The 18,038-nt window shown below is 70.6% G+C and carries 18 protein-coding genes and 3 pseudogenes; 13 read left to right on the top strand and 8 right to left on the bottom strand.

Annotated features, from left to right (window positions below):
- The first annotated feature begins 8 nt into the window (after window positions 1-8).
- The 3 genes from ACWG52_RS03775 to ACWG52_RS03765 all read left to right on the top strand — a co-directional run bounded on the left by ACWG52_RS03775 (window position 9) and on the right by ACWG52_RS03765 (window position 3,399).
- Window positions 9-986 carry a thiopeptide-type bacteriocin biosynthesis protein gene (locus ACWG52_RS03775; RefSeq protein ID WP_389801487.1) on the top strand — a complete coding sequence of 326 codons (978 nt, stop codon included), beginning with the start codon at window positions 9-11 and terminating at the stop codon, window positions 984-986.
- A gap of 101 nt (window positions 987-1,087) precedes the next feature.
- On the top strand, window positions 1,088-2,821 hold the full coding sequence (locus tag ACWG52_RS03770; protein WP_453127788.1) for an ABC transporter ATP-binding protein: 1,734 nt from the start codon (window positions 1,088-1,090) through the stop codon (window positions 2,819-2,821).
- The gene (locus ACWG52_RS03765) at window positions 2,809-3,399 is read left to right on the top strand and encodes a GNAT family N-acetyltransferase (protein ID WP_389801493.1); all 591 of its coding nucleotides are present in this window, start codon (window positions 2,809-2,811) and stop codon (window positions 3,397-3,399) included. Before ACWG52_RS03770 ends, ACWG52_RS03765 begins: the two co-directional genes overlap by 13 nt.
- A gap of 25 nt (window positions 3,400-3,424) precedes the next feature.
- Here the strand turns inward: ACWG52_RS03765 and ACWG52_RS03760 are convergent, their stop codons facing one another.
- Both ACWG52_RS03760 and ACWG52_RS03755 read right to left on the bottom strand, forming a co-directional pair.
- Window positions 3,425-3,976 (bottom strand): hypothetical protein, encoded by a 552-nt coding sequence (locus tag ACWG52_RS03760; RefSeq protein WP_389801496.1) that lies wholly within the window; start codon window positions 3,974-3,976, stop codon window positions 3,425-3,427.
- Window positions 3,977-4,002: 26 nt separating this feature from the next.
- Window positions 4,003-4,586: pseudogene (locus ACWG52_RS03755) on the bottom strand (transposase).
- Here ACWG52_RS03755 and ACWG52_RS03750 point away from each other — a divergent pair.
- The 3 genes from ACWG52_RS03750 to ACWG52_RS03740 all read left to right on the top strand — a co-directional run bounded on the left by ACWG52_RS03750 (window position 4,489) and on the right by ACWG52_RS03740 (window position 5,898).
- Window positions 4,489-4,839 carry a hypothetical protein gene (locus tag ACWG52_RS03750; protein WP_453129115.1) on the top strand — a complete coding sequence of 117 codons (351 nt, stop codon included), beginning with the start codon at window positions 4,489-4,491 and terminating at the stop codon, window positions 4,837-4,839. The pseudogene ACWG52_RS03755 and the gene ACWG52_RS03750 sit on opposite strands and share 98 nt — an antisense overlap.
- 11 nt (window positions 4,840-4,850) lie before the next feature.
- On the top strand, window positions 4,851-5,117 hold the full coding sequence (locus tag ACWG52_RS03745) for a hypothetical protein (RefSeq protein ID WP_390165733.1): 267 nt from the start codon (window positions 4,851-4,853) through the stop codon (window positions 5,115-5,117).
- A gap of 376 nt (window positions 5,118-5,493) precedes the next feature.
- Window positions 5,494-5,898 (top strand): type II toxin-antitoxin system PemK/MazF family toxin, encoded by a 405-nt coding sequence (locus ACWG52_RS03740; protein WP_390138357.1) that lies wholly within the window; start codon window positions 5,494-5,496, stop codon window positions 5,896-5,898.
- A 103-nt stretch (window positions 5,899-6,001) separates the two neighbouring features.
- On the opposite strand, the gene ACWG52_RS03735 is transcribed toward ACWG52_RS03740, so the two are convergent.
- A complete protein-coding gene (locus ACWG52_RS03735) occupies window positions 6,002-6,493 on the bottom strand; it encodes a hypothetical protein (protein WP_389801507.1) in 492 nt (163 codons plus the stop codon).
- A gap of 197 nt (window positions 6,494-6,690) precedes the next feature.
- Window positions 6,691-7,338 carry a hypothetical protein gene (locus tag ACWG52_RS03730; RefSeq protein ID WP_389801510.1) on the bottom strand — a complete coding sequence of 216 codons (648 nt, stop codon included), beginning with the start codon at window positions 7,336-7,338 and terminating at the stop codon, window positions 6,691-6,693.
- 192 nt (window positions 7,339-7,530) lie between these two features.
- Here ACWG52_RS03730 and ACWG52_RS03725 point away from each other — a divergent pair, with 192 nt between their 5' ends.
- The 6 genes from ACWG52_RS03725 to ACWG52_RS03700 all read left to right on the top strand — a co-directional run bounded on the left by ACWG52_RS03725 (window position 7,531) and on the right by ACWG52_RS03700 (window position 11,991).
- Window positions 7,531-7,962, top strand: coding sequence for a DUF4259 domain-containing protein (locus ACWG52_RS03725; protein ID WP_389801512.1), 432 nt, complete (start codon window positions 7,531-7,533; stop codon window positions 7,960-7,962).
- Between the two features lie 236 nt (window positions 7,963-8,198).
- Entirely contained in the window at window positions 8,199-8,702 is a 504-nt protein-coding gene (locus ACWG52_RS03720; RefSeq protein WP_389801515.1) for a hypothetical protein, read from the top strand.
- A gap of 237 nt (window positions 8,703-8,939) precedes the next feature.
- Entirely contained in the window at window positions 8,940-9,518 is a 579-nt protein-coding gene (locus tag ACWG52_RS03715) for a hypothetical protein (protein WP_389801518.1), read from the top strand.
- A gap of 228 nt (window positions 9,519-9,746) precedes the next feature.
- The gene (locus ACWG52_RS03710) at window positions 9,747-10,958 is read left to right on the top strand and encodes a cytochrome P450 (protein WP_389801521.1); all 1,212 of its coding nucleotides are present in this window, start codon (window positions 9,747-9,749) and stop codon (window positions 10,956-10,958) included.
- A 5-nt stretch (window positions 10,959-10,963) separates the two neighbouring features.
- Window positions 10,964-11,158: a ferredoxin gene (locus tag ACWG52_RS03705; protein ID WP_033215998.1), complete on the top strand. Its 195-nt coding sequence runs from the start codon at window positions 10,964-10,966 to the stop codon at window positions 11,156-11,158.
- Between the two features lie 362 nt (window positions 11,159-11,520).
- Complete coding sequence (locus ACWG52_RS03700) at window positions 11,521-11,991, top strand: hypothetical protein (RefSeq protein WP_453127782.1); 471 nt, start codon at window positions 11,521-11,523, stop codon at window positions 11,989-11,991.
- Between the two features lie 68 nt (window positions 11,992-12,059).
- Here the strand turns inward: ACWG52_RS03700 and ACWG52_RS03695 are convergent, their stop codons facing one another.
- The 3 genes and pseudogenes from ACWG52_RS03695 to ACWG52_RS03685 all read right to left on the bottom strand — a co-directional run.
- Complete coding sequence (locus tag ACWG52_RS03695) at window positions 12,060-12,548, bottom strand: hypothetical protein (protein WP_453127781.1); 489 nt, start codon at window positions 12,546-12,548, stop codon at window positions 12,060-12,062.
- 1,061 nt (window positions 12,549-13,609) lie between these two features.
- On the bottom strand, window positions 13,610-14,269 hold the full coding sequence (locus ACWG52_RS03690) for a glyoxalase (RefSeq protein ID WP_389801534.1): 660 nt from the start codon (window positions 14,267-14,269) through the stop codon (window positions 13,610-13,612).
- Between the two features lie 231 nt (window positions 14,270-14,500).
- Window positions 14,501-14,809, bottom strand: a pseudogene (locus tag ACWG52_RS03685) (MarR family winged helix-turn-helix transcriptional regulator); the annotation flags it as partial.
- Here ACWG52_RS03685 and eno point away from each other — a divergent pair.
- Window positions 14,797-15,666 (top strand): annotated as a pseudogene (gene eno, locus ACWG52_RS03680) (phosphopyruvate hydratase); the annotation flags it as partial. The pseudogenes ACWG52_RS03685 and eno overlap by 13 nt on opposite strands.
- Before the next feature lie 34 nt (window positions 15,667-15,700).
- Here eno and ACWG52_RS03675 read toward each other — a convergent pair.
- Window positions 15,701-17,830, bottom strand: a complete 2,130-nt coding sequence (locus ACWG52_RS03675; protein WP_389801537.1) for a SpoIIE family protein phosphatase — start codon at window positions 17,828-17,830, stop codon at window positions 15,701-15,703.
- Window positions 17,831-18,038: the final 208 nt, after the last annotated feature.

Here is an 18,038-nt window from a genome sequence, read left to right as displayed (position 1 = left end):
GGCACGCCATGAACGCACACGTGAGTTTCGACCCCTGCGCCGTACCGGCCGGGCCGCGCGGGGAGTCCTTGCCGGAATTCCTCAGGAAGGCCGCCGACGAACTGGACGGTCTCGGCAGCCGGGACGAGAAGTTCGCCAGGGCGGTCGAGGCTCTGCTGGCGGGCGGGCTGGACGCAGTGCACGCCGCGCCACCGCCGGAGTGGGTGGAGTACAGGCTGTCGCTGACCGGTGCCATGGGCGGCCCGGAGCTGTATGCGGCTCTGGGCAACTGCGCACGGCGACTGCTGTCAGGGCAGGCCGAGGACTTCTTCTTCATGCACAAAGACCCGGGTCTCAGGGTCCGGTTCCGGCTCCCCGGCGACCGCATCGGCCAACGGGAAGAGACCGTCGACGGCCTGAGCGCGGTCATCACGGGATGGCAGCAGCAAGGCCTGGTCGAGGCGTGGTCGCGTGCTGTTTACGAGCCCGAGCAGCACCTCTTCGGCGGGCCTGTGTCCATGGCGAGCGTGCACCGCTTGTTCACCGCGGACTCGCTCGCCTGGGCCGAACACTGGGCACATCGCCCCGAGGACCGCAGGCCCGCGTGGGCGGTGTCCCTGGTCATGATCGAGGCGCTGCTCGACGCGCTCGGCATCGTCGGCTGGGAAGACCGGGACGTCTGGGACCGCCTGCGCCGTCAGGCTGGGCGGAGCATCGACGGCGCCAGGGCGGCGGGATGGGACGAGACCGTCACGAAAATCCACCGCGTATGGTCCGAGCCCGGCCGCCTGGCAGCCACCACGCGGCCCTGGAACCTGCCGTACCCCGAGGCCTTCGCCGTCGCCGCTCGGCAGGAGTGCCCGCGCTGGCTCGCCGGGTACTTCGCTTCCCCCGGGGCGTATGTCGGGCCGCGGGAGGCGGCCGCATTCTTCATCGTCTACCACTGGAATCGCGCCGCACTGCCCTTCAGTTGGCAGTGCGCCATCGTCGAGGCGCTGCTCCGGTGAGCCCGCGCCAGGAAAGGGACATGGTTCTCACTGCCGGCACCGGACGGGCAAAGCCCGAAGGGGCGACATCATCATCCGCCGCCGCGACACCCGCCCGTCGCGTGGCACGGCTGTTCCGCCCCCACAGCAGGAAGATCCTTCTGATCGTCGCGCTGGTCGTCGTGGACACAGCCGCGTCGGCCGGTTGGCCGTTCCTGCTGCGGGAGATCCTCGACACAGCTCTGCCGCAGGGTGACACAGGCATGCTGACCCTGCTCGCGGCGGGAATGGTCCTGGCCGCGGTCGTGGCGAACGCCTCAGGCGTGTTGCAGAACATGCTGTCGAACAAGGCGGGCCACGAGGTCATGCACGAACTGCGCTCGAAGACGTACGAGCATGTGCAGGGGCTGCCGGTGAGTTTCTTCACCGCTGCCCGCTCCGGCGACCTGCAGTCGCGTCTGACGAGTGACATCGCAGGCATGGAGACCACCCTCACCTCGACGCTGACCTCGGTCCTGTCCAACGGTGCGAGCGTACTCGCGACCCTGGCCGCCATGCTGCTGCTGGACTGGCGCATGACTTTGTTCGTCCTGCCGATCCTGCTGGCGTTCGTGGCTGTGAGCCGGTGGGTGGGCGCCGAGCAGCGCGACCTGACGGACGACCGGCAGCAGCGCGTCGCGGAGATGACCGGGATGATCGAGGAATCGCTGTCGGTCTCCGGTGTGCTCCTCAGGCGCAGCACGGGGCGCAGCCGCTCGACTGCGGCCGCGTTCCGGGAGGCGTCCGAGCGGCTCGCCCTCGTATCGCTGCGCGTCGGGCTGTCGGGGCAGTGGCGCATGTCGGCGCTGGGCGTCCTCATGGCCAGCGCGCCGCCCCTGCTGTACTGGGGTGCGGGTGTCATGGCGGGGGCCGAGGGTTCCCTTCCTTCGCTCGGTACGCTCGTGGCTTTCGTCGCGCTCCAGCAGGCGCTGGCATGGCCGACCACCCAGCTGCTGTCGACGGGGGTGCAGCTCCAGGCGTCAATGTCCTACTTCCGGCGCATCTTCGAATACCTCGACGTCGAGAACGACATCGTCGAGAGCGAGAGGCCGGTCGTCCTACACGAGCCGCGGGGCGAGGTCCGTTTCGACGGGGTCGGCTTCGGCTACGGCACCGATGACGCCTGCCTGTCCCGGATCGACCTGATGGTCCCAGCCGGCAGCCATCTCGCGGTCGTGGGCGCCACCGGCTCGGGCAAGACGACCCTGGGGCACCTCGTCTCACGGATGTACGACGTCCGAGAGGGCACGGTCAGCATCGACGGCGTCGACGTACGCGACCTCTCCTTCACCTCACTCGCCGACACGGTGGGGGTCGTCGCGCAGGAGCCGTTCTTCTTCAACGAATCCGTACGGCACAACCTGCTCTTCGCCAAACCGGACGCGGACGAGGAAGAACTGTACGCCGCGGCCCGCGCGGCACGCGTGCACGACGTGATCCTCGGTCTGCCCGAGGGCTACGACACGGTTCTAGGCGAGCGGGGACACCGGCTGTCGGGCGGAGAGCGGCAGCGCCTCGCTCTGGCGAGGACACTGTTGCGCAGGCCGCCGGTGCTGGTCCTCGACGAGGCCACCAGCGCGCTCGACACGGAGACGGAGGCGGCCGTCCTGGCCGGACTGGAGAAGGCAGCCGACAGGGTCACCCGCGTCACCATCGCCCACCGTCTGTCGACCGTGCGCCACGCCGACCAGATCATCGTCCTCGCGCACGGCCGGATCGTCGAACGCGGCACGCACGAGGAACTGGCCGCCCGGGGCGGCCGCTACGCAGAACTCCTCACGGCCCAGGACAAGGGAGCCCTCTCATGGACACCGTGACCCTGACGAGCGAACGGCTGGTCCTGCGGCCGATGGGTCCCGAGGACGCCGAACACGTACTGGCAGGCTGGCAGGACGAGACCGTACGCCGGTGGACCGAGGTGCCCTCCTCACCGACGCTCCGTCAGGCCAAGTCCTTCATCGAGGTGACCTGCGCCCAAGGCTGGCAGAACGCCACCAACTTGATCTTCGCGGCTGAAGTCAAGGGCACTGGCGAATTCGTCGCCTCCCTGGGCGTCTTCGGCCTCAGCTGGGCCGCACTGTCGGAGCAGCTGGCCTGGGTCGGCTATTGGGCCGCTGCCGGACAGCGGGGCATGGGCTACACGTCGGAGGCGCTGCGCACGATGTCCGCCTGGGCATTCGGCGCGCTCGATGTCGACCGGCTGGAGGCGGTCGTGGAGGTGGGCAATGAGGCCTCTCTCGCCTGCGCACTGCGGGCCGGCTACGTCCTGGAGGGAACCCACCGTGCCCGCACGGTCCAAAACGGGACCCGCCGCGACGCCTGGATAGCGGCCATGCTGCCCCAGGACCTGAACCGTCCGTCGTCGATCCCGTATGCGGCCGCCACGGGGCGCTAGGTGTATTAGGCATCGTTTCTCTTGGTCAGCTGTCCTGCCGGCGCCCGAGCAAACGGCCCTGCTCCTGCTTCAGGCCCGCGAACCGGTGCCGCGCGTATGCGGCTATCTCCTCACTGGGGAAGGGCACCACGGACAGGTGCTGGTCATAGCTCCCCTGCTCCCACCGGGCGGCTGTGATCTCATAGCCGGAAACGTGGGCGCACAGCTGAAGCAGAATCGGCGGCATCTCTGGTTCGTTCAAGAGGTCAGCGTGCTTGATGACGAGGTCGCGCATCGCCTGAATGTTCGGGAGGAAGACGGTCCTGACCCACAACCGCCATTCGGCGAGTTCCTCGTCGGAAGGCGGTATCTCATGCACGAAGGGCGACCTGCCGTCAGGACGAGCGTTGCGTTCCATGAACGCGCCGAAGATGCGGCTGTTGGCTTCCGTGAGGGCGAACAGCGGTCCGTAGAAATCGCTGAGCTGCCGATTCAAGCGAGCGAGGCGTTCTTGGCGCTGCGACAGGCGCAAGCCGTTGAGATAGGTGGCTACATAGCCGACGAACGCCAGCGCGATGGTGACGACTACTGTGATCATGAGAGGCGATGCTAGTGAGTATCACCTCACTTGGTCAGCCTGCGGCAGCAGATCAGGGTCGCCGCGATCCCGGCGAAGGCGAGGAAGTGCTCGGCCTTGCGTTCGTAGCGGCGGTGGAGTCGACGGCAGCCGGGCGAGCCAGGAGACGGTCCTCTCGATGACCCAGCGGTGACGGCCCAACCGCTGTGAAGACTCGATGCCCTTGCGGGCGATGCGGTGCCGAATACCTCGCTTGCGCAGCCAGCAGCGGAGATGGTCGTAGTCGTAGCCCTTGTCCGCGTGGAGCTTGCCAGGGCGCCGTCGACGAGGTCCTCGGCGGGATCGGATCGGTGGAATGCCACGCACACCGGTCCAGTTGTCCTCTTGCACCAAGCTCGTCGAGAACGACGCGATGGAGGCGAGCCCAGACGCGGGCCTGGCTCCACTGGGCGAAGCGCCGGTAGACCGTCTGCCAGCTCGGGCCGAACACCGGTGGGAGCTGCCGCCAGGTGCAGCCCGAGGTTGCCACGAAGATGATCGCGGCCAAGGCCTCGCGGTCACCAGCCCGGTGTGGGCCTCCACCTTGCGGATGCTTCACCACCGTCGGCGGCACCACCCGCCGGAACAGCATCCACAACTCGTCCGGCACCAGCCGCTCAACGAGACCCGTCATGCACGGCTCAACGAACGATCACGCCATAAGAAACGACGTCGAAGTACTCAAATCCTTTGATCATTTGATGGAGATCGTTACTGTTGAGTCCGATCCGCCGGACACGACGCTTGGCCGGTCGGCGGACATGAGTTTTCCCGTCAGCAGCCCTGGCCGGAAGCGGATGTTCCAGCGGCGGGCCGACGAGAAGCTTTCCGGATTCCGATTCTGAAAGGTTGCGGAATGAATGCTCTGACCGTTCTGGCATCGGCCGCTTTCGGCTCCACCGTCCACCTCACGACTCTCTCGACCGTGGAATGGCTGAATCAGCGGGCCCCGCATGTCAAGGTCGCGGGTCTGATCGCGACCGGCATCGTTCTGTGCGCGGTTATCGGGATCATCGTGTGCGCGAGCCGGAGTGTCGTGCTCGGTTTCATCCTGGGCGCCGTCCTGACACCGCCCGTACACCGGCGGATCCTCAGGCGACGCGCGCAGGCCGCCGGTTGTTGACCGTTCCCGGACCTGGAAGCCGAACCGGACCGTGAGCCCGTAGACGGCCGGTACCGCCACGGTCGTGGGTTCGCGCCACAGGCCAGGGAATCAGCGCTCAGGGTAGGGCCGATGCCCGGTCGCGCCGAACTCCAGGTCCTTGTCACCGAGTCCGGCGGCCCGGGAGCGGTCGGGGTCCGACCCGTGCGAACCGGCCCGCGATCCGGGCCATCAGGCCCTCGAACGCCCCCTGCCGACGGGCAGGGCCTACCCTGTGACCTGCGGCCACCGCATGATCCTCGGTCTTCACACACCGATGATCAACAGCGGCCGCACCGTCTCCGCAGCACGTCAGGGTCGCGCAGCGACTGCCTGCCGTCATGTGTCTGGAGGACTTGTGCGACGTGGCGAAGTCTGGTGGGTCCAGTTCGACGAGCGGAGGTTGGTCGTACTGCTCTCGGGAGACGACACGTCCGGGATCCGGGTGATGCAGGTCGTCGCTCCGGCCGGCGTCGACATCAGCGGTCTGGGCATCGAAGTGACGGTCGGCGCCGGTGAAGGACTGCCGTTCGAAGGCGTGCTGCGGCTCGCGTTCCCGCGTCCGGGCTTCACCCCGTGCACGTGGCTGACCACTGTGTCCCGGGACGACCTGATGGAGCGGGCCGCCGTCCTGTCCTCCGTGAAGCTCAGCGAGATCGACGACGCCCTCCGACTCGCTGAACAAGCGCAGGAGCGGACCCCGGCCACGACCGCGAAGCTCAGCGAGACAAGGGATGCCCTCCGTCTCGGTGAACTCGGTTAGACGGAGGAGGAGCCGATGCCCGCGACGGCGTGGGCGATCTCGGGCGAGACGATCGACGCCGGCCACCTGCCGCCTCGGCGCCCCTCACCGCCGAGATCACGATCTACGACAGGCCCTGCGTCCGGGTGTCGTCCTGCTCGCGGCTGTCGTCGGAATCCAGCGCAGCGACGGTGAAGCAGACGGCGGCCCCGAGTCCGAGGAAGAAGAAGACCGGGTTGACGAAGCCGGGGACGGAGACGGGGTGGTCGCCGACGTCGTCGGCCTCGCACACGAACCGCAGCGGCACGTACTCCACCCGGTAGCCGGAGATCGACTCCGCCCGCTGCTCCCAGCCCTGGGTACGGCACGGCCGGATGGGGACCGAGTCCGTCCCGCCGTCCTCGGCCGACATGACCGCGCCGGTGACGTGCAGCAGCCCCCAGGTGTACACGCCGAACGCGATCGCCGCCTGGACGAAGCCCGCGGTGCGCAGCCAGGCGTGGCTGTCGGCCTGCCGCAGGCCGCCGGCCCGGGCCAGGACACCGAGGGCCCGTCCCGCGAAGACGAACGGGAGGATCAGACCGGCCGGAACGAGAAGCAGGAGGAAGAAGGCCATCGCCCGACTTCAGCAGGGTTGTGGGAGCGAGGGCTGTGGCGGAGCCCACAACTCCGGCAACAACTTCGCAACTGACAGGTCATCGACCACGGCGTCCGATCGCCGGCCGCCGGCCCGCCGTCCCCGCGGGCGAGGCGGAACGGGAGCGGTCGCTTCGCCCGCCGAAGGCGATCGGCGCCGAGCCGCGGGCTTTCCGGTCAGCCTCCGCCGCCGGTCGAGCCGCCGTGGCCTATGGCCATCCACGGAGGGGACTGCACGCGGCGTTGGACGACCAGGTCGACCTGAACGGCGGTGGGGGCGAGTGTCTGTTGCAGTAGCTGGTGGAGGGGCACGACGTCGGTCGTCCACGGGAGGATCGGCATGGGCCGGATCGTGCGGCCGTTCTTCAGGAGCACATGCAGGGTGATCTTGGCGGACACCGGTTTCCGGTCCCTCTTGTACGACTCGACGACGGAGTGGTCGATCCAGATCTGCTGTACGTCGGTGAGCGGCCTCGGCCGGTCCGTGCGGGGGCCCCGGACGAGGGTCAGGGTGGTCGGGGCGGCCGCGGGCGAGAACCGCAGCCGGGTCACGCTCCGAAAGGCCCCGTACAGGATCACGAACGTGTTGACGACGAGTCCCACCGCGGCGGCGATCCCGACCGCGGCCCAGATCCGACCGGGCCGCTGCTGGAGGACCATCGCCATGACCACATAGACCGGGGTGCCGTACAGCGCGCCGGCTGCGAGCGACCCGACCACCTCCCCGGGCCAACGCCTGGCGGCGAACACGAGCGGCCCGACTTCCTCGCGAAGCATCACGTCGACCACGTCGGGGTCGGAACGGTCGATCCGCACGCTGTCCATGACACGACGTTAGGGCGGCTTCACCGGTTGGGGAAGACCATGTGCGGCGCCGGGCGGCGCGGCCGTGATGCGTGGCGAGCGCCGTACCAACGCCTGGAAGCCGCAGGCGAGTTCCGGTCGCCCGGGTCCTCGTGGCCATGCTGTCAGTACCTGATGCGAGGATCCGGGGCGACCGCACGCGAGGAGACCCATATGGGCACCTGGAACACCGGCCCCTTCGACAACGACACGGCCGCGGACTTCGCCGACGCGCTCGACGCCGCCGAGCCCGCGGCAGGCGAATCCCTGATCCGAGGCGTTCTCATCCGGACGATCGAGGCTACGGGCCGGCTCACGGAAGCGGACGAGGCGGTGGCCGCCGCCGCACTGATCGCGGCGCAATGTCCGGGAGGCACCCCCGTCGACACGCCCTACGGCCCGGAAACACCGATGCCCGTGCTCCCTTCCGAGCTTCGGGCGCTCGCTGACGAGGCCCTCGCCCGCATCGCCGACGACGAGGAGAGGGCGGGCTCGAACTGGGTCGCCCAGGACGACCGGAAGCGGTGGCGGGCCACACTCGCCCACCTGCGCGCCGTGCTCGCCCCGCCACCCCCTTCCATCGCTCTCTTCGATGCCCAGCCATGACGGAGCGTCTCCCGGCACGGATGCCGAGCCGCTCGCGCCGAACGTGAACAGGGCAGGGGAGGCCGCACTTCGCTGTGGCAGCCGCCGCACGGAGCGCTCGCGTACCTCGGTCGGGGGTCGTCCACACGCCGCATCTAGCCTGGTGCCTGCGCCGGAAGACACCGCTCCGGCATGGTGCGGGAGCTGGAGGACACATGGGCGGAAACGTGGGCTGGGGTCGCAGGGCGAGATGGGCTGTGGTTGCGGTCGTCGCGAGCGCTGCCGTCGCCGGCGGGATAACGGTGATGGCGGCCCCGGCCGAGGAGTACCCCGCCGCCGACGGCTGGGTCCGGGAACCAGCGGCGTCGAAGTCCGTGCCGCGCGCCGGGGGCGACCCCTCGCAGGCTGTGGTCTCGGCGGAACTCGCCGCTGCCGCAGCGGCGGCCGGGCTCGCACAGGGCCCCGTCCACCCGTCGGACGGTGGCGGAACGGCCGACTGCATCGCGGATTGGTCCGGCGACGGCCCCGCTGACGAAGCCCAGCTGGCCGCCCTGGAGACTGCCTTGAAGGAACACGGTTGGCAGGTCATGGCCCGCAACCGTCGTCCCGTCCCCAAAGTGGCCCTGATCAGCGGATCCTGGCGGCTGGAGCTGCACAACGGAGGCCTCCTGAACACCGCCACCCTGGTCGCCAGGCACTCCACCGAGCCGTGCGACGAAGCCTTCCGCCGCGAGGAGGAGACCCGAGGGCCGCGCGGCTGACCGACCGGTCCGGGCGAGGACCGGCATCCACTCCGTGATGGCCCGCCACGGCCTTCCACGCGGGTCCGGACTCGAAACCCCACCGCAGGTCGTCGGGCGGACGAGCGCCTGGCTTCGCGAGGCTTCGCCTGGCTCCACGGCTTTCGCGGGTTGCGCCCCCCGACGAGAACAACTGGACGGCATCCACGAGCGGTATGTGTGAGACTCCCTCGGAATGATCACTCGGGGGGTTTCGCATTGAACGCGCTGTTGAAGAGGGTGTGGATCGGACTGGCCACGACCTTGATCGTGAGTCTGGCCGCCGTGGCCCTGCCGGATCACATCCAGGTGGACGACGACGGGCGCATCCACCTGGGCGCGCCCGCGCCCATGCCGTCCCCGTCCACGGAGCCCACACCGGAGTCCACGTCACCACCCCTCACACGGAACGCCGTGGACGAGGCGATCCGGACCGCGGTCGGCGCGGCCGGTCTCGACCCGGCGCAGGGCCGCCCGACCGCCGCGGCCGACCCCAACTCGAACATGACGGGCTGGACGGCCGTCCGCGAGAAGACCGCCGCACAGGCGGAGATGAACGCGATCTGCGCCGACCTGGAGCGCCAGGGCTGGACGCCGAACCCGAACGGCGACCGCCCCGACGCCTCCCGCAGCTACAAGCGCGGGGGCTGGTACCTGCTGGTGAGCACCCGCGGGAAGACCCTGGCGCCGTCCACCACCTCCGCCCTGACCGACTCGCAGACCTACCTGACCCTGGCCGGGCTTCACCTGAACCTCTCCGACATCCCCCTCCCCGAGATCACCGTCCGCATCGGCTGACCCCTCGATTCGGCTCGATCCGGCTTGATGCGGCCGAGGGGCAAGGTGTCGCCACCCGCCCCGTACGACGTCCAGGACGGTCCGGCCCGCTCCCCTCGGGGGCCCGGGAACGCGCGCCCGGGTGAACCCGGGCGGACTGGCCGAAACTGGCATGGATGAGATAGGTGCCTTAGGCATGTAATGGAGTCCGGCGTGAACGGAACCATCGCTTGCGAGGTGTTGTTTTCCATGACCGAGGCCATGTCCCATGCCCTGCCGGATGCCGTCGCCTTCCCCCAGGACCGCACCTGCCCCTACCACCCACCCACCGCGTACGAGCCGCTGCGGGAGAGCCGGCCCCTCTCGCGGGTCACCCTCTTCGACGGCCGCTCCGTATGGGTGGTCACCGGCCACGCCGAGGCGCGCGCCCTGCTCGCCGACGCGCGGCTGTCCAGCGACCGCACCAAGGAGGCCTTCCCCGCCCCCACCCGCCGCTTCAAGGGCATCCAGAGCCGGCGCGCCGCCCTGCTCGGAGTGGACGACCCCGAGCACAACCGGCAGCGCCGGATGCTGATCCCGAGCTTCTCGGTCAAGCGGACGGCCGCCATGCGGCCACAGATCCAGGAGACCGTGGACCGGCTGATCGACGCGATGGTGGCGCGCGGCACGCGGACCGAACTCGTCAGTTCCTTCGCCCTGCCCGTCCCGTCCATGGTGATCTGCTCCCTGCTGGGGGTCCCGTACGCGGACCACGAGTTCTTCGAGGGGCAGTCGCGGCGGCTGCTGCGCGGCCCCGAGCCCGCCGATGTCGAGGACGCCCGCCGCCGGCTGGACACGTACCTGGAGACCCTGATCCGGCGCAAGCGCACCGATCCGGGCGACGGGCTGCTGGACGAACTGATCGCCACCCGGCTGGTGACCGGCGAGACCACCGTGGAGGAACTGGTCGACCTGGCGGTGATCCTGCTGATCGCGGGCCACGAGACCACGGCGAACATGATCTCGCTCGGCACCTACACACTGCTGCGCCACCCCGAGCAGCTCTCCGAACTCCGCGACGATCCCGCGCTGATGTCGGAGGCGGTGGAGGAGCTGATGCGGTTCCTCTCGATCGCCGACGGCATGCTGCGGGTGGCCACCGAGGAGATCGAGGTCGGCGGTGTGACCATCCGCCCGGACGAGGGGGTGGTCTTCTCCACCTCCGTCATCAACCGCGACGAGACGGTCTTCGAGGAGCCGGACTCACTCGACTGGAACCGGCCCACCCGCCACCACCTGGCCTTCGGCTTCGGCATCCACCAGTGCCTGGGCCAGAACCTGGCCCGCGCCGAGATGGAGATCGCCCTGGGCACCCTCTTCCGGCGGCTGCCCGGCCTGCGTCTGGCGGCCGACCCGGACGAGATCCCCTTCAAGCCCGGGGACACCATCCAGGGCATGCTCGAACTCCCCGTGGCCTGGTGAGCGGCATGCGGATCTCGGTCGACCAAGACGTCTGCATCGGCGCCGGCCAGTGCGCGCTGACCGCGCCCCAGGTGTTCACCCAGGACGACGACGGGCTCAGCGAGGTGCTCCCGGGCCGCGAGGACGGCCACGGCAGCCCGCTCGCACGGGAGGCCGCCCGGGCCTGCCCGGTCTCGGCCATCACCGTCGCGGAAAGCTGAGCAACTCCCCGGACCGCAGGGCTCGCAGCGCCGCACCTTCGGCCGGGGCGCCCCACGGCCTCCGACGCCGGGCTTCCGGACGTCGGGGGCGTGGCCCCGTCAACCCTGGCGGGCGGCGATCCGCACCCGGACCCGGGGGCTCGCCGCCACAGCCATCGGGGCCGACGAGATCCTCGCACCGCAGGTCATCGGAGTGGACGCCGGCGCGGCGCTGGTCACCCCGGCCGACACCACGTACGCCGTGGAACCCTCCGCGGGCACGGTCCGCTGGAAGAAGCCCGACTTCCGTGCGGTGACCCTGACCGACGGCGTCGTTGCGGGCGGCGAGCGGACGGGATTCGGCGCGGGCAGGCTGCTGGGGCTTGCCGCGGCCACGGGCGAACAACGGTGGACCGTGGCGGAGGCGCCGCAGGCGGGCCGCCGCCGCGCCCCGGCTGCTGAACGCGACCCTCAAGGACAAGACCTTCGTCGTGGATGCCGTCACCGGTGAGCAGCGGGCCGCGCTCGACGGGAGCGGCTGGCGGTGCCGCCACGACGCACGGTCCCTGGTCCTGTGCTCCCGATACGGGTACGCGACGGCGGAGCGCGGGATCACGGTGTTCGACGCCGCGTCGGTTCAGAAGCGGTGGGCCCTGCCCGACGGTTCCGGAAGGAAGGTGCCGAAGGTGAACGGATTGTGGCACGGTGCCGTGTACGGGGAGGTGGGCGACGAACCGATCGTCCTGGACGGCATGACGGGGCGGGACCGACAGACCGCTGCCGGCGCGGCGTCGTACGAGATCGATCGGTACGGCGGTGTGGTGGGATCGAAGTTCTACCGCGCCGCAGGCTGACGTAGCGGCGAGGACCATACCTACGCTTCCAGCATCGGTGGACAGATCCGGCCCTACGCGGGACCGGCTCACATCCCTGCAGACTCAGCACCCTCGATGACCGACCGGCCTGCGTGCACGGCTGTCCTCGCGGCTGCCTCCCAGCCACATTGCTGCCGGTAGCCCGCGCCGTGCTTGCTCTCCCGGGCCGCCGCCGCGGCGGAGTGCCACTGGTCGGTCCGGCAGATACTTCGCAACAGGTCCAGCAACTCGGCCTTGCACGTGACGCGTGGGGACCCGGCCAGTTCGAGAAGGAAAGGGACCGTGGGAGCCGTCGCCTCGCCGACGACGAACCCCAACGCACAGATGGCATCGCCCAGATCATCGACGGCGAGGCAGGCACTGTCCTCATCCCCGTATGCGATCCGCGACAGCAGAGAGGGAATACCACCGGCCGCGGCTCCCGTAGCATCGCGCAACTCTCCCCAGTGGACCGAGGAGACGTTCTTCAACAGACTTCCCCACGCCCTGCTCCTCATCACATCCTCGTACCGGCTCCGGCGGTTCCTTGAGAGCATGCTGCAGCCATGGGCGAGGCCCCGGCCACGCGGCCCCGCTTCGACCCACGGCCCGACCGGACCCGGCGCCGACATCGGACGGGGCCGCTCGTACGCTGTGAAGGGCCTCCGAAGTGTCACCCGTTGAGGTCGAACACGTCCCATGCGGTGAACGGTTCGGCCTGGACGTAGATTCTGCTTCCCCTGCCGACGACCCGCCGGCGCTCCAGCGGCGGATTCCCGCCGGGTTCTCGTCGAAATGCCCGGCCCAGACGTGGCCGGTCTCGTCCACGAGCATGTGCTCGACGGCGTCACCGATGGAGAAGGTCGTGGTCTCGCCGCCGAACGCGTCGAAGACCTGGACCTGGTCCGCGTCCTCGTACCGGCGGGCGCGCGCGGCGGCTACGACGAACCCGCCGTCGGGCAGCCGGTCCAGGCGCGGCCACCGGGCCCGTACGGCGCTCAGCTCGGTCAGTTCGACGTCGCCGTAGGGGTCGACGGAGACGACCAGCGCGTCGAAGGGCTGCACGTCGCCGACGGGCTCCGGAGCCCGTTCGGTGAGCAGCCAGTGGGCGGCGCCGAAGACGTCGACGGTACTGGCCGACACGTGACGGTCGTGGTGCTCGCGGGGCAGACGGGCGTACGGGACGAGGGCGGTTCTCTGCACGGACGGGCTCTCCTGGGCGGGGGGTCGCGGACAGCGGGCGTTGCGGTGAGCGGCGACCGGTGGCGCGCGAGCTGTGGAGAGCGGGGTGGGGCGCCTAGGTCGGCCGTACGGAGCGGTCGTTCCAGGGCGGGCGGGCGGGGGATCGTCGGACTCGCCCGAACGGGCGGGCCGCCGCCCTCGCCCGCCCGCAGCGGTCCGAACCCCGCCCGCCGAAGGTCCTCCGGCATGCCGCTGCGGCGCGACGAGCACGAAACGTCACCAGGGCGGGTGGCCCCACCCGAGGAACTACGCGGAGTACGCCCATCGTAGCTGCCGCCTCGGGCGGAACCTCCAGGCCCCGCAGGGGCTCGGGCGCCTCGACGTGGGCCCGGAACCTCATGGTCCTCCTCCTGGCGTTCTGGCGTGCTGTCGGGAGTCAGGACGGCGTGGGGGCGGGCGGCGCGGTGGTCTCCCAGACGAACCCGTCGGGGTCGGTGAAGGCGTCCGCGGCGCCGCCGAGGACGATGCGGTGCGAGCCGGTGCCGTCGGCGGGGACGCCGAGGTCCTTGGCAAGGGCGCGGCGCTTGTACAGCGCCAGCTTGACGGGGCTGCCCTGACCGGGGGCGAACTCGACGTACTTGCCGCCGAAGCTCTTGGCCACGGCCAGGCCCCGGCCGACGTAGAGCTGCTTGGTGGCCTTCACGTCCTCGACGCCGATCAGCAGGACGACCTCGTCGATCTCACGGGTGGCGGGGCCGGTGTCCTTCCTCGCCGAGGTCGCGATCTTCCAGATCGTCCCGTCCGGGGCCTGGACGACGCCGCTGTAGCCCCACAGCGACTTCGCGGCGGGCTTGAGCACCGTGGCGCCGGCGTCCACGGCGGCGCCGACGAAGCCGTCGACGGTGGCCGGCCCGGCCACCGTGAGCGCCAGGGTGAAGCCGCGGAATCCGGTGGAGTGCGCCTCGGACGCCCGCAGGCGTACGTACGCGTCCACCCCGAAAGCGCGGTAGAAGCGGTGGGCGGAATCGGGGTCGGCCACCTCAAGGGTGACGGACGCGAGGGACATGTCGGCTGCGGTGGAAGCGGTGGTTGCCATGACCATCACGCTAGGCGCCGCGCGGCGGCCGGGGCTTCTCGATTCCTGACCGGTCTTGGGACTCGCTTCGGTGGGGAGGCGGGCCGCTCGGCGCAGCGAAGGCCCGGGGCGGCATGTCGACCGGCTCGGTTCGTCGGGCGGTGGACGTGCCCCGAGACGGGCAGCCGGTCGCTGAGCGGACCGCGGTACGCCATCGCCGGCCGAGCCGCCCGGGCGTCCCTCGCGGGCGCGTCAGCGCGCGGCGAGCCGTTCCATCAGGGCGGCGCTGCGGGCCCGTACCTCGCGCTCCTCGTCGGTGAGTTCCAGCTCGATGGCCTGGGCGAGCCAGCCCGCCCTGCGTCCGCGCTCCGCCTCCAAGGCGGCCCGTCCCGCGGGGGAGAGCTCCACCAGGGACTTGCGGCCGTCGGTGGGGTGCGCCCGGCGGACGACCAGCCCCTGTTCCATCAGCAGTCCGACCGAGCGCGCCATGGACTGGGGGCGTACGCGCTGATCCGCCGCCAGATCGCTGGTGGTCATGGCCCCGTCACGATCGAGAGTCCCTCCCGCTGCCGATGATGAACATCGTCAACGGCGGTGCCCACGCGGACAATCCGCTGGACTTCCAGGAGTTCATGATCGCCCCGATCGGCGCGGAGACCTTCGCGGAAGCCGTCCGGATGGGCTCCGAGGTCTTCCACACGCTCCGTCGAGATCTGCTGGCCGCCGGGCACTCCACCGCCGTCGGCGACGAAGGCGGCTTCGCGCCCGCACTGCGCACCGCCGAGGAGGCGCTCGACTTCGTCACGGCGGCCGTCGAGCGCACCGGTTACCGGCCCGGCACGGACATCGGCCTCGTCATGGATCCGGCCTCGTCGGAGTTCTTCCACGACGGTACGTACGTGTACGCGGGCGAGGGTGTGCGCCGTACGCCCACCGAACACGCCGACCACCTCGCCGAGCTGATCGACGCGTACCCGATCGTCTCCATCGAGGACCCCATGGCCGAGGACGACCTGGACGGCTGGCGGGAGCTGACCGCCCGCGTCGGCGACCGCTGCCAGCTCACCGGCGACGACGTGTTCTGCACCGACGAGAAGCTGCTGCGCGAGGGCATCCGTACCGGTGTCGGCAACTCGGTCCTGGTCAAGGTCAACCAGATCGGCACCCTGACCGAGGCCCTCGCCACGGTCGCCACCGCGCACCGGGCGGGCTGGACCGCCGTCATGTCGCACCGCTCCGGCGAGACGGAGGACACCACCATCGCGGACCTGGCGGTGGCGACGGGCTGCGGCCAGATCAAGACGGGTTCCCTGTCCCGCTCCGACCGGACGGCGAAGTACAACCAGCTCATCAGGATCGAGGAGGAGCTGGGCGCGTCCGCGCGTTACGCGGGCGGAGCCGCGCTGAACCGGCCCTGAAGGCAGGCCCTGAGGACCGCTCCTGAAGGGCCGGTCAGGTCGGGGCGCCCGCCGCGTCGAGAGGTGGGTGGGGCCGTACGTGGGCGATCACGAGGGCCACGTCATCGGCCGCGTCGGGGTGCCGTAGTGCGGACAGGAGCCGGTCGCAGGTCGCCTCCAGGGGGAGGCCGGGGCCGGTGAGGAGGCCGAGGAGCAGGTCGAGACGGTCGTCCAAGGCGTCGTCGCGGGTTTCGACGAGGCCGTCGGTGTACAGGACCAGCCGGTCGCCGGGAACGAGGTCGAGGACGGTGGTCTCGAAGTCCGCGCCGCCGAGGCCGCCCGTGCCGAGCGGCACGCCGGCGGGAAGCGTCAGCAGCTCGGGGCTCTGCCCCGATCGGATGAGGACGGGGGGCGGGTGGCCCGCGAGGGCGACGCGGCAGCGCGAGCGGTGCGGGTCCCAGGTGGCGTAGACGCAGGTCGCGATGGTCTGGTCCAGTTCGGCGGTGATGTGGTCGAGGTGGCGCAGGACCCGGGCCGGATCGAGACCGAGGTCCGCCAGGGTGCGGGTGGCCGTGCGCAGTTGCCCCATGGTGGCGGCGGCATGCACACCGTGTCCCATGACGTCGCCGACCACGAGCGCGGTCTTGTCCTCGGGCTGGGGGATCGCGTCGAACCAGTCACCGCCGATCCCGCTGGCCGCCGCCGCGGGCTGGTAGCGGTAGGCGATCCGCAGGCCGGCGGACCGGGGCGGGGGCTGGGGGAGCAGGTGGCGCTGAAGGGTCAGGGCGGTGTCGGTGGCGTGCTGGTACCAGCGGGCGTTGTCGATGGCGATGGCGGCGCGGGTGGCCAGCTCGCCGGCCAGGGTGACGTCGTCGTGGTCGAAGGGGAGCGGATTACGGGTGCGGAGCAGCCCGAGGGCGCCGAGGACCTGACCGCGGGCGGTCAGTGGTACGGCCAGGTAGGAGTGCGCGCCCTCCCGGGCGAGGAGGTTCGCGGCGGCTCCGTCGCGCGCGATGTGTGCCAGGTCGGTGCCGGTGACGTGCGACACCAGGACGGGACGCCCCGTACTCACACAGCGGGTGACCAGGCGCTCTGCCGGATACGTGGTGCGCTCGCCCACCGGGTCCGCGGCGCGTACGGAGGCCGTCTCGTAGGCGGCCGACACGGCCAGGGCCATGAACAGCGCCCGCCCCGTCCGGGGGCCGGGCGTCGTGGCCACACCGCCCTCCAGGACGGAATCGAGGACGTCGACCGAGGCGAGATCGGCCAGGCCCGCGTGGTCGGCCACGACGAGGTCGGCGAGCTCGCGGGCCGTGCGCTCCACGTCCAGGGTGGTCCCGACGGTCACCGACGCCCGTGCGATCAGGTCCAGGCGGCGCCGGGCCTCGGCGGCCTCCCGGGCCGCCCGGTAGCTGTCGGTGACGTCCACCACCACCAGGGCGATCCCGATCACCCGTCCGCGGGGGTCCTCCAGCCGGTAGTAGGAGCCCGACCAGGCGCGCTCCCGGCCGGGATCGGAGGGCGTCCGCCCGATGCCGTACTGGTCCAGCAGCGGTGCGCCGGTCTCCAGGACCTGGCGCATGGAAGCCTCGATCACCTCCGTGTCCAGGAACGGCAGCGCCTCCCCGGGGGTCCGCCCCAGATGTTCCTCGGCGGGTATCCCGTTGATCCGCTCCAGCATCGGGTTGACCAGGACGTAGCGCAGGTCGGTGTCCAGTACCGCCAGCCCGAGCGGGGACTGGGCCACCAGCGGCACCGACAGCGCCAGGTCGCGTTCCACGCCCCGGACGACGGCCTCGTCGCAGGCGATCCCCAGGGCGTATCCGGCGCCGTGTTCGTCCTGCAGCCGCATGTTGCGGAACTCCACCAATCGCGCGGAGCCGTCCTTGTGCCGGACGGGGAAGACGCCTGCCCAGGCGCCGCCACCGGCCATGACCTTGGCGAACAGATCGAGTACCAGGTCGACGTACTCGTCCGTGACCAGCAGCTCGGCCGCGTAGCTGCCGAGCGCCTCCTCGGCCGACCAGCCGAACAGGTCCTGTGCCTGGGGGCTCCACAGGGTGATCCGCCCCTCGGCGTCCAGGACCACGGCGGCCACGCTCAGCACGTCCAGCAGGCCGCCGGGCTCGGAGGGAGCGACTCTCACCTGGCCGGGCTCGACCCGGGACGCCTCGGATGTGACCACGACCGGCCTCCTTCACCGATTGCCGCAGGCCTGGGAGCCGACGATCCAGTGCCTCACGCGTCCCCCGGTGCGCTCATCTCATCCTCCTCCCCCGTCCTCCCGTCGGGTGGGGCGCGTATCACCCAGAATCGCATCTGGGGCGTCTTTAGTCGATGAAACAACGATTTGCTATGCGATGTGCCGACTTCTTCCCGCGCATGCGTGACGT

This window comes from Streptomyces sp. CLCI03 (genome assembly GCF_053615355.1).
The sequence above is the reverse complement of the archived record's forward strand: the minus strand, read 5'-3'. Positions and strand labels throughout refer to the sequence as shown.

What these genes read in the sequence shown, in the direction of transcription:
- ACWG52_RS03745 (WP_390165733.1), top strand. Translation starts at nt 4,851, where the DNA reads ATGAATGCTCTGACCGTTCTGGCATCGGCCGCTTTCGGCTCCACCGTC.
- ACWG52_RS03765 (WP_389801493.1), top strand. Translation starts at nt 2,809, where the DNA reads ATGGACACCGTGACCCTGACGAGCGAACGGCTGGTCCTGCGGCCGATG.
- ACWG52_RS03750 (WP_453129115.1), top strand. Translation starts at nt 4,489, where the DNA reads ATGATCGCGGCCAAGGCCTCGCGGTCACCAGCCCGGTGTGGGCCTCCA.
- ACWG52_RS03735 (WP_389801507.1), bottom strand. Translation starts at nt 6,493, where the DNA reads ATGGCCTTCTTCCTCCTGCTTCTCGTTCCGGCCGGTCTGATCCTCCCG.
- ACWG52_RS03695 (WP_453127781.1), bottom strand. Translation starts at nt 12,548, where the DNA reads ATGCTCTCAAGGAACCGCCGGAGCCGGTACGAGGATGTGATGAGGAGC.
- ACWG52_RS03710 (WP_389801521.1), top strand. Translation starts at nt 9,747, where the DNA reads ATGACCGAGGCCATGTCCCATGCCCTGCCGGATGCCGTCGCCTTCCCC.
- ACWG52_RS03760 (WP_389801496.1), bottom strand. Translation starts at nt 3,976, where the DNA reads ATGATCACAGTAGTCGTCACCATCGCGCTGGCGTTCGTCGGCTATGTA.
- ACWG52_RS03725 (WP_389801512.1), top strand. Translation starts at nt 7,531, where the DNA reads ATGGGCACCTGGAACACCGGCCCCTTCGACAACGACACGGCCGCGGAC.
- ACWG52_RS03705 (WP_033215998.1), top strand. Translation starts at nt 10,964, where the DNA reads ATGCGGATCTCGGTCGACCAAGACGTCTGCATCGGCGCCGGCCAGTGC.
- ACWG52_RS03730 (WP_389801510.1), bottom strand. Translation starts at nt 7,338, where the DNA reads ATGGACAGCGTGCGGATCGACCGTTCCGACCCCGACGTGGTCGACGTG.
- ACWG52_RS03775 (WP_389801487.1), top strand. Translation starts at nt 9, where the DNA reads ATGAACGCACACGTGAGTTTCGACCCCTGCGCCGTACCGGCCGGGCCG.
- ACWG52_RS03690 (WP_389801534.1), bottom strand. Translation starts at nt 14,269, where the DNA reads ATGGCAACCACCGCTTCCACCGCAGCCGACATGTCCCTCGCGTCCGTC.